Source organism: Pseudomonas sp. MF6776 (assembly GCF_016613125.1).
In the GTDB taxonomy this organism is placed as follows: Bacteria; Pseudomonadota; Gammaproteobacteria; order Pseudomonadales; family Pseudomonadaceae; genus Aquipseudomonas; species Aquipseudomonas iridis.
On the sequence record NZ_JAENSQ010000001.1, the window covers coordinates 244,554 to 259,973 of the forward strand.

Annotated in this window: 15 protein-coding genes and 1 pseudogene; 3 read left to right on the forward strand and 13 right to left on the reverse strand. The window is 57.6% G+C overall.

Annotated elements, in window-relative coordinates; all coding sequences use genetic code 11:
* Positions 1-136: 136 nt before the first annotated feature.
* The 3 genes and pseudogenes from JJD74_RS31290 to JJD74_RS01085 all read right to left on the reverse strand — a co-directional run bounded on the left by JJD74_RS31290 (position 137) and on the right by JJD74_RS01085 (position 2,948).
* On the reverse strand, positions 137-1,000 hold the full coding sequence (locus JJD74_RS31290; RefSeq protein ID WP_390896403.1) for a methyl-accepting chemotaxis protein: 864 nt from the start codon (positions 998-1,000) through the stop codon (positions 137-139).
* Positions 992-1,792 (reverse strand): annotated as a pseudogene (locus JJD74_RS31295) (MCP four helix bundle domain-containing protein); the annotation flags it as partial. The pseudogene JJD74_RS31295 and the gene JJD74_RS31290, both read right to left, overlap by 9 nt.
* 100 nt (positions 1,793-1,892) lie before the next feature.
* Positions 1,893-2,948, reverse strand: coding sequence for an amidohydrolase family protein (locus tag JJD74_RS01085; protein ID WP_234451607.1), 1,056 nt, complete (start codon positions 2,946-2,948; stop codon positions 1,893-1,895).
* 127 nt (positions 2,949-3,075) lie between these two features.
* On the opposite strand from JJD74_RS01085, the gene JJD74_RS01090 reads away from it, so the two are divergent.
* The gene (locus tag JJD74_RS01090) at positions 3,076-3,492 is read left to right on the forward strand and encodes an OsmC family protein (RefSeq protein ID WP_200610727.1); all 417 of its coding nucleotides are present in this window, start codon (positions 3,076-3,078) and stop codon (positions 3,490-3,492) included.
* 61 nt (positions 3,493-3,553) lie between these two features.
* The gene (locus JJD74_RS01095) at positions 3,554-4,417 is read left to right on the forward strand and encodes a pirin family protein (protein WP_200610729.1); all 864 of its coding nucleotides are present in this window, start codon (positions 3,554-3,556) and stop codon (positions 4,415-4,417) included.
* A gap of 158 nt (positions 4,418-4,575) precedes the next feature.
* Here JJD74_RS01095 and JJD74_RS01100 read toward each other — a convergent pair whose 3' ends face one another.
* The 4 genes from JJD74_RS01100 to JJD74_RS01115 form a co-directional block, all read right to left on the reverse strand.
* A complete protein-coding gene (locus JJD74_RS01100; RefSeq protein WP_042558300.1) occupies positions 4,576-5,304 on the reverse strand; it encodes a dienelactone hydrolase family protein in 729 nt (242 codons plus the stop codon).
* Positions 5,305-5,372: 68 nt separating this feature from the next.
* Positions 5,373-7,277, reverse strand: coding sequence for a molecular chaperone HtpG (gene htpG, locus JJD74_RS01105; protein WP_200610739.1), 1,905 nt, complete (start codon positions 7,275-7,277; stop codon positions 5,373-5,375).
* Positions 7,278-7,358: 81 nt separating this feature from the next.
* Entirely contained in the window at positions 7,359-7,811 is a 453-nt protein-coding gene (locus JJD74_RS01110; protein ID WP_200610744.1) for a PaaI family thioesterase, read from the reverse strand.
* Positions 7,808-8,284, reverse strand: a complete 477-nt coding sequence (locus JJD74_RS01115; RefSeq protein WP_042558298.1) for a PaaI family thioesterase — start codon at positions 8,282-8,284, stop codon at positions 7,808-7,810. The genes JJD74_RS01110 and JJD74_RS01115 overlap by 4 nt, the downstream gene beginning before the upstream one ends.
* 158 nt (positions 8,285-8,442) lie before the next feature.
* On the opposite strand from JJD74_RS01115, the gene JJD74_RS01120 reads away from it, so the two are divergent.
* Positions 8,443-8,673, forward strand: a complete 231-nt coding sequence (locus tag JJD74_RS01120) for a hypothetical protein (protein WP_200610746.1) — start codon at positions 8,443-8,445, stop codon at positions 8,671-8,673.
* 83 nt (positions 8,674-8,756) lie between these two features.
* Here the strand turns inward: JJD74_RS01120 and JJD74_RS01125 are convergent, their stop codons facing one another.
* From JJD74_RS01125 to lpdA, 6 genes are all read right to left on the reverse strand, one after another.
* On the reverse strand, positions 8,757-9,158 hold the full coding sequence (locus JJD74_RS01125; RefSeq protein ID WP_042558297.1) for an MAPEG family protein: 402 nt from the start codon (positions 9,156-9,158) through the stop codon (positions 8,757-8,759).
* Positions 9,155-9,895, reverse strand: coding sequence for a DUF599 domain-containing protein (locus JJD74_RS01130; RefSeq protein ID WP_200610748.1), 741 nt, complete (start codon positions 9,893-9,895; stop codon positions 9,155-9,157). Before JJD74_RS01130 ends, JJD74_RS01125 begins: the two co-directional genes overlap by 4 nt.
* Before the next feature lie 176 nt (positions 9,896-10,071).
* The gene (brnQ, locus tag JJD74_RS01135; RefSeq protein ID WP_042558295.1) at positions 10,072-11,385 is read right to left on the reverse strand and encodes a branched-chain amino acid transport system II carrier protein; all 1,314 of its coding nucleotides are present in this window, start codon (positions 11,383-11,385) and stop codon (positions 10,072-10,074) included.
* 362 nt (positions 11,386-11,747) lie between these two features.
* Positions 11,748-12,629 (reverse strand): succinate--CoA ligase subunit alpha, encoded by an 882-nt coding sequence (gene sucD, locus JJD74_RS01140; RefSeq protein WP_042558294.1) that lies wholly within the window; start codon positions 12,627-12,629, stop codon positions 11,748-11,750.
* Entirely contained in the window at positions 12,629-13,795 is a 1,167-nt protein-coding gene (gene sucC, locus JJD74_RS01145) for an ADP-forming succinate--CoA ligase subunit beta (protein WP_007919879.1), read from the reverse strand. The genes sucD and sucC overlap by 1 nt, the downstream gene beginning before the upstream one ends.
* A 183-nt stretch (positions 13,796-13,978) precedes the next feature.
* Positions 13,979-15,415 carry a dihydrolipoyl dehydrogenase gene (gene lpdA, locus JJD74_RS01150; protein ID WP_042558293.1) on the reverse strand — a complete coding sequence of 479 codons (1,437 nt, stop codon included), beginning with the start codon at positions 15,413-15,415 and terminating at the stop codon, positions 13,979-13,981.
* Between the last annotated feature and the right edge of the window lie 5 nt (positions 15,416-15,420).

Below are 15,420 nucleotides of genomic sequence, written 5' to 3' on the forward strand. Positions count from 1 at the left end.
TGAAAAAGCCCCGCGATTGCGGGGCTTTTTATTGCCTGAATGTTGGTCTGAAGAATGGTGCAAGGCTCGCCCCTCACCCCAGCCCTCTCCCGAGGGAGAGGGTTAGGGCGAGGGCAACCCCGGGCTCACCACACACTCAAACTGAAAACCTGGCCACCATGCTGTTCAAATCCACTGCCAATCGCGACAACTCCTGGCTCGCCGCACTGGTCTGATTCGCACCCGCCGACGTCTGCATCGCCAGATCACGGATATTCATCAAATTGCGATCCACCTCCCGCGCCACTGCCGCTTGCTCTTCCGAAGCACTGGCGATCACCAGATTGCGCTCGTTGATCACGGTGAATGCCGAAGCAATTTCCTCCAGCGCTGTGCCGGCCGACTTGGCCAGGTCCAGCGTCGCACGCGCCCGCACATTGCTCTGCTGCATCGAACCGACCGCTGAATCCGTGCCTTGCTGAATGCCACCGATCATCTGCTCGATTTCCTGAGTCGACTGCTGAGTGCGATGCGCCAGCGCCCGCACCTCATCCGCGACCACTGCAAAACCGCGCCCGGCATCGCCAGCCCGTGCGGCTTCGATCGCCGCGTTCAACGCCAGCAGGTTGGTCTGCTCGGCGATCGAGCGGATCACATCAAGCACTTTGCTAATGCCATGAACCTTCTGCGCCAGATCTTCCATCTGCGTCGCATTGGCCGTCACATCCTCGGCGAGGGATTCGATTGACGATACGGTCTGCTGCACCTGCTGGCGACCATGCTGGGCAATGCGGTCGGATTCGCGCGAGGCCTCGGAGGTCGCCACAGCATTGCTGGCCACCTCCTCCACTGCCGCGGTCATCTGATTTACCGCTGTCGCCGCCTGTTCGATTTCCAGACTCTGCTGGTGCAGCCCACGCGTAGCGTCTTCCGTGACGCAACTCAGCTCTTCCGACGCCGAAGCCAACTGACTGGACGACTCGGAAATTTGCCGAATCGTGTCGCGCAGATTGTGCTGCATGCTTTTGAGCGCTTGCAGCAGCCGCGCCGGCTCGTCCTTGCCGGAAATATTGATGTCACCGGTAAGGTCGCCGCCGGCCACGACTTGCGCCACGCCTAAAGACTGCGCCAATGGCAAGACGATGCTGCGCGTCAGCAACAGCGCCAGGCCGATGGTGATCAGCGCGGTAACGCCGATCATGACCCCGACCCAAACCCGTGACTGAGTGAACACCAGCCGCGCGCCCTCGGTAGCGAGATTGGCATTGTGTTTGTTCAGTTCGACCAACTGACGCAGGACGACGGCGATTTCATCGGCCAACGGGCTCATCTCGCCATTGAGAATGCGCGCCGCCTCCTCCACCCGGTTCTGCGCGGACAACTGCAAGACTTGCGCCTGAAGCTCCAGATATTGATGCTCGGCCACCTTGAAGCGATCGAATAACTGGCGCTCTTCAGGCAGCACGATCAGCACGTCATAACGCTGCTGGGCCTCACTCAGCACCCCGCGCAGCTCATCTAGCTTGGCCACATTCTGCTGCAACGCCTGCGGATCACGATTGAGCAACAGGCGCATGGTCAGCGCGCGCAGGCGCAACATGTCCTGACTCATCTCGCCGACCGCCATCACACTCGGCAGCCAGTTGTTGTCGACCTCGTCGGACTGGGCGCGCATGTTCGACATTTGCAGCAGAGCGAACGCCCCGAGGGCGCACACCATCAACGCCAATAGGCCAAAACCGAGGCCGGCACGCGGGGCAATATTGAGACTACGGATACTCATTAATTTGGCTTCCTTCCAAAAGCGCTGCATCAACCTACAGCGGGTTGCTCTAGAAGGTATCGGCCCGGAAGAAATTTGCGTAAGACGAAAACGTGATATCAAAACGCCTTAATACTTCTAACCCTCGGCATTAACGATTCAGCGCGATTTTGTCGGACTTGAGCGCTGTTCGCGGCAATATCGCCAGGAAGTTATCGCGAGCGACCTTTTGTGCAATTTCTTCGGGAAGCGCATCGAGGAAAGGCGCGAAGCTGTGCATTTCCTCACCGAGCTTGTTGAATCGCCCTACGACATCCGAGCCGAGCATGAAGCGCTCCGGGTATTTCTTTACCAGCGCCAGCCATTCCGGGCGTGGCTTGCCCTGTTCATCCAGCAGATACGGCGTGAGCATGCTCCACGACAGATCAATGAACAGATTCGGATATGCCTCGAGCATGCGTGTGAGGGTCGGCAGGAGAAAGTCTAGTTGTGTCTGGTGCCGATGAATTTCCGCGCTGGTGCCGGCGTGCGCCCAGATGAACCGTGTGTGCGGGTGATTACGCAGCGGCTCTTCGATTTCCTGCAGGTAAAGCGGATTTCTCTCACGTTTGGAAGTGATGTTGGAATGCACCATTACCGGCAGATCGTTTTCTGCCGCCAGATGATAAATCTTGGTCATCGCCTCGTTGTTGGCGCGCGGCGTGTCACCGGACGTCAGCGCCGTCAGGTCGTCATGCCGCGTGAAGACTTCGCCAATGCCTTGCCACAGCCCCGGATAGAGTTCGAGCATGCGCTGAATATGTGCGGCGGAGTTCTTGTCGTTAGGGTTGAAGCCTGACAGAAACGGATGAAAGTAGGGTCGCTGCTCAGGCGTCAGTTTTTGCACTGCATCAGCGACGATCACGTCGGTGGCGCTGTACCAATAGGCGTCGGCATCATCACCGGCGTAATAGCGCGGACGTTTCGGTTCATCCTCATGCCACTTCTTCGCCACGGGAATGCCGGAAATCATCACATGCTCAATGGAGTTTTCCTTCATGGCCGTCAGCAATTTCGGCATGCCGGCGGTTTCCTGGAAAAAATCCACGTAGTGCAGGTGCGCATCGCTGTAGGTGTATTCGCGGGCGCCGGCGTTACCGGCAAACACCAGCAGGCAGGCAAGACTCAAACGATACAGGGACACAATTAATCTCCGACAAGTAGGCATAGCCTAGACCCCGCCCTGCCCCCAAGGGTTCATCCCGCAGGAAAGTGGAACGCGTGCCGCTGGCAATGCTCTATAACTGCAAGGTCTTTTTGATCGAACGACTTTTCCTACTGCCAGTGAGGTTCACATGACCGTTACCGTCAATACCGTCTCCGCTGAAGGTTTTCGTCACACTGTCCAGATCGATGAACACGAACTGTTTGCCGACGTACCGGCCTCTGCCGGCGGCGAAGGCACGGCGCCAGAGCCGCACGATTACTTCGACGCCGCACTCGGCGCCTGCAAGGCCCTGACCCTGAAGATGTACGCGAAGAAGAAAGACATCCCGCTGACCGGCGTGGGTGTTGAGGTCAAACGCGATAACAGTGAAGAGCAGAAAGGCAAATACGCCCTGCACGTCACCCTCACCCTCAAAGGCGTGCTCACAGACGCCCAGCGCAAGGAACTGCTGCGAGTCGCCGACCGCTGCCCGATCCACAAGCTCATGACCACCAGCGAAGTCAGCATCGAAACCCATGCCCCACAAGGCTTCGACAGCCAATAACCATCCTGATGCCAGCGGCGGGTTATGCTTCTGGCATCACCCGCTCAGCCTGGAATGCACCATGGACACGCAACCCCTGATCATCCGCCCGCGAGCCGAAGACGTCGAAGGCCAGCCGATTCTTCGTCCGTTGCCGTCAGCCAAATGCCGCAGCGTCGGGCCATTCGTGTTTTTTGATCACATGCTCGAAACGGTTTATCCGACGGGCAAAGGCATGAACATCCGACAGCATCCGCACATTGGCCTGTCGACACTGACCTATCTGTTTGAAGGCCAACTCCAGCACAAGGACAGCCTAGGCTCCGATCAGGTAGTCAGCGCTGGCGATGTCAGCTGGATGACCGCCGGCAGCGCGATTGCCCACGTTGAACGCACGCCGGAGCCGCTGTGGGATCAGAGTTTCACGATGCACGGTTTGCAGATATGGCTGGCCTCGCCCAAGGATCACGAACAAGGCCCGGGGCATTACAGTCATCACCCGGCAGCAACCTTGCCAGTCAGCGATAACCTCGGCGTGCAGATTCGGATGATTGCCGGGTCAGGCTTTTGTCTGGAATCGCCAGTCCCGGTGCTTTCTCCTACGTTGTATGCCGAAGTGAAGATGCAAACGGCGACCACATTGCTGATTCCCTCAGAGCATGAAGAGCGGGCGCTGTATGTATTGGGTGGCGATGCACAACTGAACGGCGAAACGGTCGAACCCCACGCGCTGGTGGTGTTGCCGGTTGGGGAAGAAATGAGTCTGTTTGCCGAGAGCGAGGTTCACGCGGTGGTGTTCGGCGGCGCACCGCTGGATGGCCCAAGGCGGATCAACTGGAATTTTGTTGCGAGCGATCCGGCGGCGATTGATGAGGCTCGGCGCAAATGGGCGGCCGGGGAATGGCCGACGGTGCCGGGGGAAAGCGAGCGGATCGAACTGCCCTGAAACTTGTATTGCCTTGAGTCAGCCATCGCTGGCAAGCCAGCTCCCACAGGTTTTCGCGTCGAACACAGGCTTTGCTAACGGCTCGATAACTGTGGGAGCTGGCTTGCCAGCGATGAGGCCCTGTCAGACACCGCCCGAGTCAGTGCCTGACAACTGAATCAACCGCTGAACACTTCATCCAGCAAATCATGCATCGACTTGAACGCCCGTTTGGCCGTCTTCGCGTCGTACATCATCTTGCCCGGCACATTGGCGTGCGGGTCGGTAAACGAGTGCACCGCACCGCCGTAGCTCAGCAATTGCCAATCCACCTTCGCCGCGTTCATCTCGTCTTCGAAGGCCGGCAACTGCTCCTTCGGCACCAACGGATCGGACGCGCCGTGAAGCACCAGCACCGAGCCTTTGATGTTCTGCGCATCCGCAGGATTCGGTGAATCCAGCGTGCCATGGAACGACACCGCCGCTTTCACCGGCGCACCGGTGCGCGCCAGATCCAGCGCACAGCAACCGCCAAAGCAGAAACCGAACACCGCCAGCTTCGACGTATCGACTGCCGCTTCGCCCTGGGTCTGCAACTGCTCGAACGCAGCCTGCATACGCGTGCGCAGCAGTGCACGATCATCCTTGAGCGGCATCATCGCCGCACCGGCCTGATCAGCGTTCTGCGGACGCACGGCCTGACCGTAGACATCAGCGATCAACACCACGTAGCCCTTGGCCGCCACCGACCTGGCGATTTCTTCAGCGCCAGCGCTGACGCCCATCCAGTTCGGCGCCATCAACAAACCCGGACGCGCGCCTTTGTGCTCGGCGTCGAATGCAAGCCGACCTTCATAAGGCTGGCCATCAATCTGATAGATCACGGAACGTACTGTGACTTGGCTCATTTCTGACTCCTGATTACTTGAACACCAGAATGAAAAAACCCGCCGAAGCGGGTTTTTTTACAACTTCATCAAACCGACAGTTCGACCAGCAGCTTGTTCAGGCGGCGCACATAAGCGGCCGGGTCCTTCAAGCTGTCGCCGGCAGCCAGGGCTGCCTGATCGAAGAGGATGTGCGACAGATCGCCAAACCGCTCTTCGCTCTGCTCGCCGTCGAGTTTCTCGATCAGCGGGTGGCTCGGGTTGAATTCGAAGATAGGCTTCGAATCCGGCACCTTCTGACCGCTGGCCTCGAGGATCTGACGCATTTGCAGACCCAGGTCCTGCTCGCCGATGGCCAGAATGGCCGGCGAATCGGTCAGACGATGGGAAACCCGCACTTCAGCGACGCAATCACCCAGCGCGGTTTTCAGACGCTCGACCAGACCTTCTTTGGACTTGGCGACCTCTTCTGCGGCTTTCTTGTCCTCTTCCGAGTCCAGATTGCCCAGGTCCAGGTCACCGCGTGCCACGTCAACGAAGGACTTGCCGTCGAAGTCGCTGAGGTAGCTCATCAGCCACTCGTCGATACGGTCGGTCAGCAGCAGCACTTCGATGCCTTTCTTGCGGAAGACTTCCAGGTGCGGGCTGTTTTTGACCTGCGCGTAGGTTTCGCCGGTGAGGTAGTAGATCTTGTCCTGACCTTCTTTGGCGCGTGCCAGGTAGTCAGCCAGACCGACGATCTGCTCGCCGTCGTCGCCGTTGGTCGACGCGAAACGCAGCAGACCCGCGATTTTTTCCTTGTTGGCGAAGTCTTCTGCAGGGCCTTCTTTCATGACCTGACCGAAGTTCTTCCAGAAGCCCTTGTATTGCTCAGGCTCGTTCTTCGCCAGTTTTTCCAGCATGTCGAGCACACGCTTGGTCAGCGCCGACTTCATCGAGTCGATGATCGGGTCTTTCTGCAGAATTTCCCGCGACACGTTCAGCGACAGGTCGTTGGAGTCGACCACGCCTTTGATGAAGCGCAGGTAGAGCGGCAGGAAAGACTCGGCCTGATCCATTACGAACACGCGTTGCACGTACAGCTTCAGGCCTTTCGGCGCTTCACGCTGATACAAATCGAACGGTGCGCGGGCCGGCACGTACAACAGCGAGCTGTATTCGAGTTTGCCTTCAACCTTGTTGTGGCTCCAGGCCAGCGGGTTCTCGAAATCGTGGGCGATGTGCTTGTAGAACTCCTGGTATTCCTCGTCCTTCACTTCGGTGCGTGGACGAGTCCACAGGGCACTGGCGCGGTTGACGGTTTCCCACTCGAGCGCTGGCGCCTCTTCGCCTTCGGCAGCCGTGACTTCTTTCGGCAGCTCGATCGGCAAAGCGATATGGTCGGAGTACTTCTTGATGATGTTGCGCAGACGCCAGCCATCGGCGAACTCGTCTTCTGTAGCTTTCAGGTGCAGGACGATGCGAGTGCCGCGCTCAGGCTTTTCGATGGTGGCGACTTCGAACTCGCCCTCGCCTTTCGACGACCAGTGCACGCCTTCGCTGGCCGGAGTGCCGGCGCGACGGCTGTACACGTCAACCTGGTCGGCAACGATGAAGGCCGAGTAGAAGCCAACACCGAACTGGCCGATCAGGTGCGAATCTTTTTTCTGATCACCCGACAGATTCTTCATGAAATCGGCGGTGCCCGACTTGGCGATGGTCCCCAGGTGGGCGATCACATCGTCACGGTTCATGCCGATACCGTTGTCTTCGAGGGTGACGGTCTTGGCGTCCTTGTCGAAGCTCACACGGATTTTCAGATCTGCGCCACCTTCGAGCAACTCAGGCTTGGCCAGGGCTTCGAAGCGCAGCTTGTCGACAGCGTCAGAGGCGTTCGAGATCAATTCGCGAAGGAAGATTTCCTTGTTGGAATACAGCGAATGGATCATGAGGTGCAGCAGCTGCTTCACCTCGGTCTGGAAGCCCAGGGTTTCCTTTTGAGTTTCCACACTCATGGTCATCAAACTCCAATCAGATGGCATTGGCCGCGACCCGAATGGTCTGCGGCGGGTTGTCATCTGAGTTTGGGGCAGTGTTCAGGATTTCAAGGGCTCATCGATTTTGAAATGCGCCCGAGCCGTGGCAATCGGTTCGCTTTCGGTACTTTGCCACGCCGTGATCGCAACGTTCGCCACCCGCCGCCCCTGCCGGCAGACCTGACACCTGGCCCAGGTGTCGCGAAACTGCCCGGCGCGCAGGTAATCGAGGGAAAAATCGATGATCTTCGGTACGTCCGGCGCCCCGGTAAAAATCAATAAATGCAGGGCTGCGGCCAGTTCCATGAACCCGGCAATCACCCCGCCATGAATCGCCGGCAATAAAGGGTTACCAATGTTGTCCTTATTCGCCGGCAGTTTAAACAGCAAGTCATCGCCAACGCGAGAGCACTCGATGCCGATCAGCCCGGCGTACGGAATCAACTTGAGCAGCGGTGCGTAGTCGCCTTGCGCATGGGCCCTCTGCAACTGATCCTTGAGGTCGTCGCTCATTGGCCCTCTCCCCTGATAGCGCCACCAAAACCCTTGGTGCCCCTGATGTTTTTGCCCATGCGCATGAAAGTGCCAACGACGTGGGCAATCGGCTGCTCGGGATCATCCTGGTAGGCGAAGCCGCGAGCGAAGATCACATCGGTCGTCACTCGATAGCACTGGGCGAAGCCGTAAACGTCTTTATGGGGTTCTGCGGCGTGCATGTAGTCGATGCGCAGATCGAGGGTCGGGCAGACTTCGAATTCCGGCAGTACGCACAGGGTCGACATGCCGCACGCGGTGTCCATCAAAGAAGTGATAGCGCCACCGTGTATCACGCCTGTCTGCGGGTTACCGACGATTTTCGTGCTGTATGGCAGGATCACCGTGAGCCCATCGGCAGAGGCGCTGTGCACTTGCAACCCTAGGACCTGGCAGTGTCGCAACGCAGAAAGAAATCGCGTCGCACGCTCAAAAACGGGGTTTTCAGCCATATGATAATTACTCTTGTTAGAGCCTTTTGCCAGTAGTGAGAAAAACCGCAAAAGTTCCACTGAAAAAAGATCTTATATATCTGAAACAAATGAGGAACTTAACCCTTGGCGCCGAGTTCTTAAGGCCAGTAGTTATTTTCCATAAGGAGAAACACCCCATGCGTAAGACTTTAGCTATTGCCTTGATGTTGACCGCTTCCCTCGGTCTCGCTGCCTGCGATAAAAAATCCGAGGACAAAGCTCAAGATGCAAACCAACATGCTGAACAAGCTCAGCAAGACATGAACAAAGCTCAGGATAAAGTGAACGACGCTGCGAAAGAAAACGCCGAAGCTGCCAAAGCTCAGGCCGAATCGAAGGCCGCTGCACAAGAAGAAGCCGCCAAATAGCAATAATCCGCTTTCTGGTGTGACAAAAGAAAACCCGCCAAGTGCGGGTTTTCTTTTGCCTGCATTTTATAGGCAATGACTTTTTAGAGCAGAACAGTTTTAAAAGTCGGACTAATCATCAGCAACAACGAACACACCAGGCCGACCAGCCAGATCAAGCTGCGCAATGCAGGCTTGTCAGCCAGGTAGAGCCACAAGTAGAGGATCCGCGCGATTACAAAAATGATCGCCAACGTATCGATCAGCCATCCCGCTGTTTGCGTGGTATGCGCCATAAGCACCCCCACTGCGAACAATATGAATGCCTCGATGCTGTTCTGGTGCGCCGCCAGCGCTCTCGCGCCGTAACCAGTGAGCTGTGCCTGCTGTTGACGCGGCAGGTGGTTGTTGTAACCGCCCTGCTCTTTCATGGCCTTGCCCACCGGCAGGCGCGCGATATAAATCAACAGGGCACTTATAAACACACACCAGAACGGAATACTCATGAAACGACCTCTTTGTTCGCCTCGGGAATGGGCGCCTCTGTAGGGGTATAGACCATGACATCCAGAACGTCGGAATGAAACTCGCGGCGATACAAGACGACGACCACTCCGGCAGTCATCAGCATGAACAACCAAGGGCTGACAAACCACGCCAGCATACTCATGCCGAAGTAGTACGAGCGCAGGCCGAAGTTGAACTGGTTGGCCGCCATCGAAATCACCCGCGCCGCTCGCGAAGCGAAGGCTTTGCGCTCCAGCTCCGAGACTTGTCGCTCACCGATCATCGGCGCCGAGCCCACCAGAATCGCCGCGAAGTTGTACTGGCGCATGCACCAGCTGAACGTGAAGAACGCGTAGACAAATACCATTGCCAGGCACAGCAACTTGATCTCCGACATGCCTTGCGAGGCCTGCTGCACCATCGGAATATCCGCCAGCAATGACACCGCACGGTCGGAAGCGCCCAGCACGGTGAGGATACCTGCAAGGATAATCAGGGTGCTGGAAGCAAAGAACGAGGCGTTACGCTCCAGGTTGCCGATCACGCTGGCGTCCGCGATGCGGTTGTCGCGCAGCAACATGCGGCGCATCCAGTCTTCGCGGTACAGGTGCAGCACGCTGGCCAGACACGCGGTGTCGCGAGCCTTCCAGCCGGCGTAACGGGTATAGCCGCCCCAGCAGATGACAAACCAGAGTGCGGCGAGCAGATGAATCAGATTGGCCTGGATGAACGACATGCGGTTCCTTGTGATGTGTGAACACGATTCCTGTAGGAGTGAACCTAAGCAACCCTTCGACGCTAGCTCACGGAAAAAGACACTGCCTTATGCCCATAAAAAATGCCCCGTATCGATTGATACGGGGCATTTCTGTTTAAGCGTCACCGGCCCGCTTATGACGGGCCTGATGAACGTCAGGCGATAGCGCTACGACGTTTGCCCAGGGCGCTATCGATCGCCACGGCGAACACCAGCGTGATCACGGACGGGATCAGCCATGCAAGGCCCTGCTCGCTCAGTGGCAGCGTTGCAAGCGGTCCAGGCATCCAGCCTGCCAGATCGGCGCCTTTGAGCGCGTCAATGCAGCCGAACAGGAACGACACCAGCATGACCGGGCCGACGATGCGCACCTGCTCGTTCCAGAAGCTCGAGCAGAAACTCAGGGCGACCAGAACGATGCACGGTGGGTAAATCGCCGTCAGCACAGGAATCGAGAAGGCAATGAGGTTCGTCAGGCCCAGGTTGGACACCAACAGGGAGAACACAGCAAGAATGATCACCAGCGTCTTGTAGGACAGTGGCAGCACACGGCTGAAATACTCGGCGCAGGCGCAGGTCAGGCCCACCGCCGTCACCAGACACGCCAGCGAGATCAGCACCGCAAGGAAACCGCTGCCCAACGAACCGAAGGTGTGTTGCACATAAGCGTGCAATACCGCCGCACCATTGGTGGCACCGACAGCCACTTCATGGCTACCCGAACCGAGACGGAACAGGCTGACATACACCAGCGCCAGACCGACACCGGCAATCAGCCCGGCGATGATCGCGTAACGGGTGATCAGCGCTGGCGACTCGACGCCACGGGAGCGAATCGCGTTAACGATGACGATACCGAACACCAATGCGCCGAGGGTATCCATGGTCAGGTAACCATTGATGAAACCTTGGGAGAACGGTGCCGCCACGTATTCGGGTGTGCCGTGACCGATATCACCGGCCGGCAAGGCGAAGGCAGCGATGCCCAGCACGGCCAGCGCGATGATCTTCAGCGGCGCGAGGAAACGCCCTACGGTATCCAGCAAACGACCCGGATACAGCGAGATGAAGAACACCAGCAGGAAATAAACCGAGCTGTAGAGGAACAGCGCCAACGGGCTCTCGCCGGTCAACGGCGCCAGGCCCACTTCGAACGACACGGTTGCAGTACGCGGGGTAGCGAACAGCGGGCCGACCGCCAGGTAGCACGCGGCAGCCAGCACACCACCGGCAATTTTGCCGATCGGGCTGCTCAGGGCATCCATCGCTCCACCGACCTTGGCCAGCGCAACCACGGTGATTACCGGCAAACCGACTGCGGTGATCAAGAAGCCCAGCGCCGCCATCCAGACGTGAGGTCCGGCCTGCAAACCGACGATAGGCGGGAAGATGATGTTACCGGCCCCAACGAACAGGGCAAACGTCATAAAACCGAGTGCCAGGATGTCCTGACCTTTCAAAACTTTCATTAAGGAAATACCACACTACTGAATCGGAATTTAGAGGGGGATTGCCCTGTGGGATTAGGGAAATGCTGTCGATCCGTATGGGACTGACCCGTAACGCGCGGTGCATGCCTTGTGGGCGGCAGACGCAAAAATGGCTGCTAGCCTAACGAATTTGCCTGACAAACGCACTGTTAGAGGGCGAACTATCCGATACCCGACGTTTCCGTGTCGCGTTTATGTATGAAAAGCCGCTCCAGGCTACAAGTTTCAAGCGGCAAGCTTTTGTCTTGTAGCTAGCAACTTGAAGCTTGCAACCGCTCTGAAACGACAAAGGCCACCCGAAGGTGGCCTTTGTTTGGTAAAGCGTCAGCTAAGCGGGAAGCTTACTTGACAGCCCAACCGGTCAGCTCGGACAAAGCCTTGCCGATGTCTGCCAGCGAACGCACGGTTTTAACGCCTGCGTCTTCCAGGGCAGCAAACTTCTCGTCTGCAGTGCCTTTGCCGCCAGAGATGATTGCGCCAGCATGGCCCATGCGCTTGCCCGGAGGAGCAGTCACACCAGCGATGTAGGAAACAACCGGCTTGGTCACGTGTGCCTTGATATAGGCAGCCGCTTCTTCTTCAGCCGAACCGCCGATCTCACCGATCATCACGATCGCTTCGGTCTTCGGGTCTTCCTGGAACAGCTTCAGGATGTCGATGAAGTTCGAACCCGGGATCGGGTCACCACCGATGCCGACGCAAGTCGACTGACCGAAACCGGCGTCAGTAGTCTGCTTCACAGCTTCGTAGGTCAGGGTGCCGGAACGCGAAACGATACCGACCTTGCCTGGCAAGTGAATGTGACCTGGCATGATGCCGATCTTGCATTCGCCTGGGGTGATAACGCCCGGGCAGTTAGGGCCGATCAGGACTACGCCCAGCTCGTCGCACTTAACTTTAGCGTCCAGCATGTCCAGGGTAGGAATGCCTTCGGTGATGCAGACGATCAGCTTGATGCCGCCGAAAGCCGCTTCCAGGATCGAGTCCTTGCAGAAAGGAGCTGGAACGTAGATCACGCTGGCGGTGGCGCCAGTTTGAGCAACAGCATCTTTCACGGTGTTGAACACTGGCAGACCCAGGTGCTCGGTGCCGCCTTTACCAGGAGTAACGCCACCAACCATCTTGGTGCCGTATTCAATGGCTTGCTGGGTGTGGAAACTACCTTGCGAACCGGTAATACCCTGGCAGATAACTTTGGTGTCTTTATTGATCAGGACGCTCATTATTTGCCCTCCGCAGCTTTAACAACTTGTTGAGCAGCGTCGGTCAGGCTGGTAGCAGCGATGATGTTCAAACCGCTTTCTGCCAGTACTTTAGCGCCCAGCTCAGCGTTGTTGCCTTCAAGGCGAACAACAACCGGGATTTTCACGCCGACTTCTTTCACAGCGCCGATGATGCCTTCGGCAATCATGTCGCAACGAACGATACCGCCGAAGATGTTGACCAGTACTGCAGCGACGTTGGTGTCGGACAGGATGATCTTGAACGCTTCAGTTACGCGTTCCTTGGTAGCACCACCACCTACGTCGAGGAAGTTGGCTGGTTTGCCGCCATGCAGGTTGACGATGTCCATGGTACCCATGGCCAGGCCAGCACCGTTGACCATGCAGCCGATGTTGCCTTCCAGCGCTACGTAGTTCAGTTCGAACTTGGCAGCGTGCGCTTCGCGCGGATCGTCTTGCGACGGATCGTGGAAAGTCTTCAGCTTAGGCTGACGGTACATTGCGTTGGCGTCGATGTTGATCTTGGCGTCGAGGCAGTGCAGATCGCCGTCAGCCTTGATCACCAGCGGGTTCACTTCCAGCAGAGCCAGGTCGTGATCCTTGAACAGTTTGGCCAGACCTACGAAGATCTTGGCGAACTGAGCAACCTGCTTGCCTTCCAGACCCAACTGGAATGCCAGCTCGCGACCCTGGAACGGCTGAGCGCCAACCAGTGGATCGATAGTGGCTTTCAGAATTTTTTCTGGAGTGTCGTGAGCGATTTTCTCGATGTCCACGCCACCTTCGGTGGAAGCCATGAACACGATGCGACGGCTCGAACGGTCAACGACAGCGCCCAGGTACAGCTCTTTAGCGATATCAGTGCACGATTCAACCAGGATCTTGGTGACTGGCTGGCCATTGGCGTCAGTCTGGTAAGTCACCAGACGCTTGCCCAGCCACTGCTGTGCGAAGGCTTTGGCGTCTTCTTTGCTGCGAACCAGCTTAACGCCGCCCGCTTTACCGCGACCACCGGCGTGGACCTGGGCTTTGACAACCCACTCGCTGCCGCCGATTTTGTCGCAAGCTTCTGCTGCTGCTTCTGGGGTGTCTACTGCGTAACCAGTGGAAACTGGCAGGCCGTATTCAGCGAACAGCTGCTTACCCTGATACTCGTGAAGATTCATGCTTTTTACCGTCTTCGTTAGGTACTGCGCATTCGGCGCTGCACTCGTGATGAGTGCCGCGCCACCTTTGACTGCTGCTTGCGTAGCTGAGCTACGCAAGACTGCGTCCAGCGGACATTCCGCGGTGAGTCTTGCTCGCAAGGCTCACGACGGGCCGTTACCGCCGTGGTTTCTTATTGTCTGTTAACGCTTCTTGCGGTTGGCAATGTGGATGGCGCCGCCATTCACAGCCAGAGCAGCTTCGTGCAAGGCTTCAGACAGGGTCGGATGGGAGAAAACCATCATGCCCAGGTCTTCAGCGCTGGTGCCGAATTCCATACCGATCGCGCCCTGCTGAACCAGTTCTGCAGCGCTCGGACCAATTACGTGCACGCCCAATACGCGGTCAGTCTTGGCATCAGCGATGACCTTGACGAAACCACCGGTATCGTTGGCGGCCATGGCACGGCCGGAAGCGGCGAACGGGAAGGTGCCGACGTTAACTTCAACGCCTTCAGCTTTCAAGGCCTGCTCGGTTTTGCCAACCCACGCGATTTCCGGGTGAGTATAAATAACCGAAGGGATCAGGTCATAGTTCATCTGGGCTTTGTGGCCCTTGATGCGCTCGACAACCATGATGCCTTCTTCCGAAGCCTTGTGAGCCAGCATCATGCCGCGAACCACGTCACCGATGGCGAAAACGCCCGGTACGGTGGTAGCGCAGTGATCGTCAACGTGCACGAAACCGCGCTCGTCCAGGGTCACACCGCTGTCGGCAGCCAGCAGATCAGTGGTCACCGGACGGCGACCAACGGCTACGATCAGCTTGTCGAAAGTAATGGTCTGTTCGCCGTTGGCATCGGTGTAGTTCACAACGACTTCGTCGCCATTCACTTTAGAACCGGTAACGCGAGCGCCCAGCTTGATGTCCAGACCTTGCTTGGTCAGGGTTTTCAGCGCTTCCTTGGAAACAGCGGTGTCCGCTGCCATCAGGAAGGTGTCCAGTGCTTCGAGGACAACCACTTGCGAACCCAGACGCGACCAAACCGAACCCAGTTCCAGACCGATTACGCCAGCGCCGATAACGCCCAGACGCTTAGGTACGGCTTGGAATTCCAGTGCGCCAGTCGAATCGACGATGACGTTCTGATCAACCGGAGCCGGTGGGATGTCGATCGGACGCGAACCTGGTGCCAGGATGACGTTTTCAGCTTCGATGATTTCTACCGAGCCGTCTGGCTTGGTGACTTCGACTTTCTTGCCGGCCAGCAGTTTGCCGTGGCCCTGGATCGAAGTAACGCCGTTGGCCTTGAACAGAGTGGCAACGCCGCCGGTCAGGTTCTTGACGATGCCAGCCTTGCGGCCAACCATCGCAGCAACGTCCATTTTGACTTCGCCGGTCGAGATACCGTGAACGTTGAAGCTTTCTTTCGCTTCCTTGTATTTCCAGGAGCTGTCGAGCAGCGCCTTGGAAGGAATGCAGCCGACGTTCAGGCAGGTGCCGCCCAGGGCTTGCTTGCCTTCGGCGTCGGTGTACTTCTCGATGCAGGCAGTGGTCAGACCCAGCTGCGCGGCCTTGATGGCAGCCACATAGCCACCAGGGCCAGCACCGATCACTACTACGTCAAATTTCTGCGACATTCAAA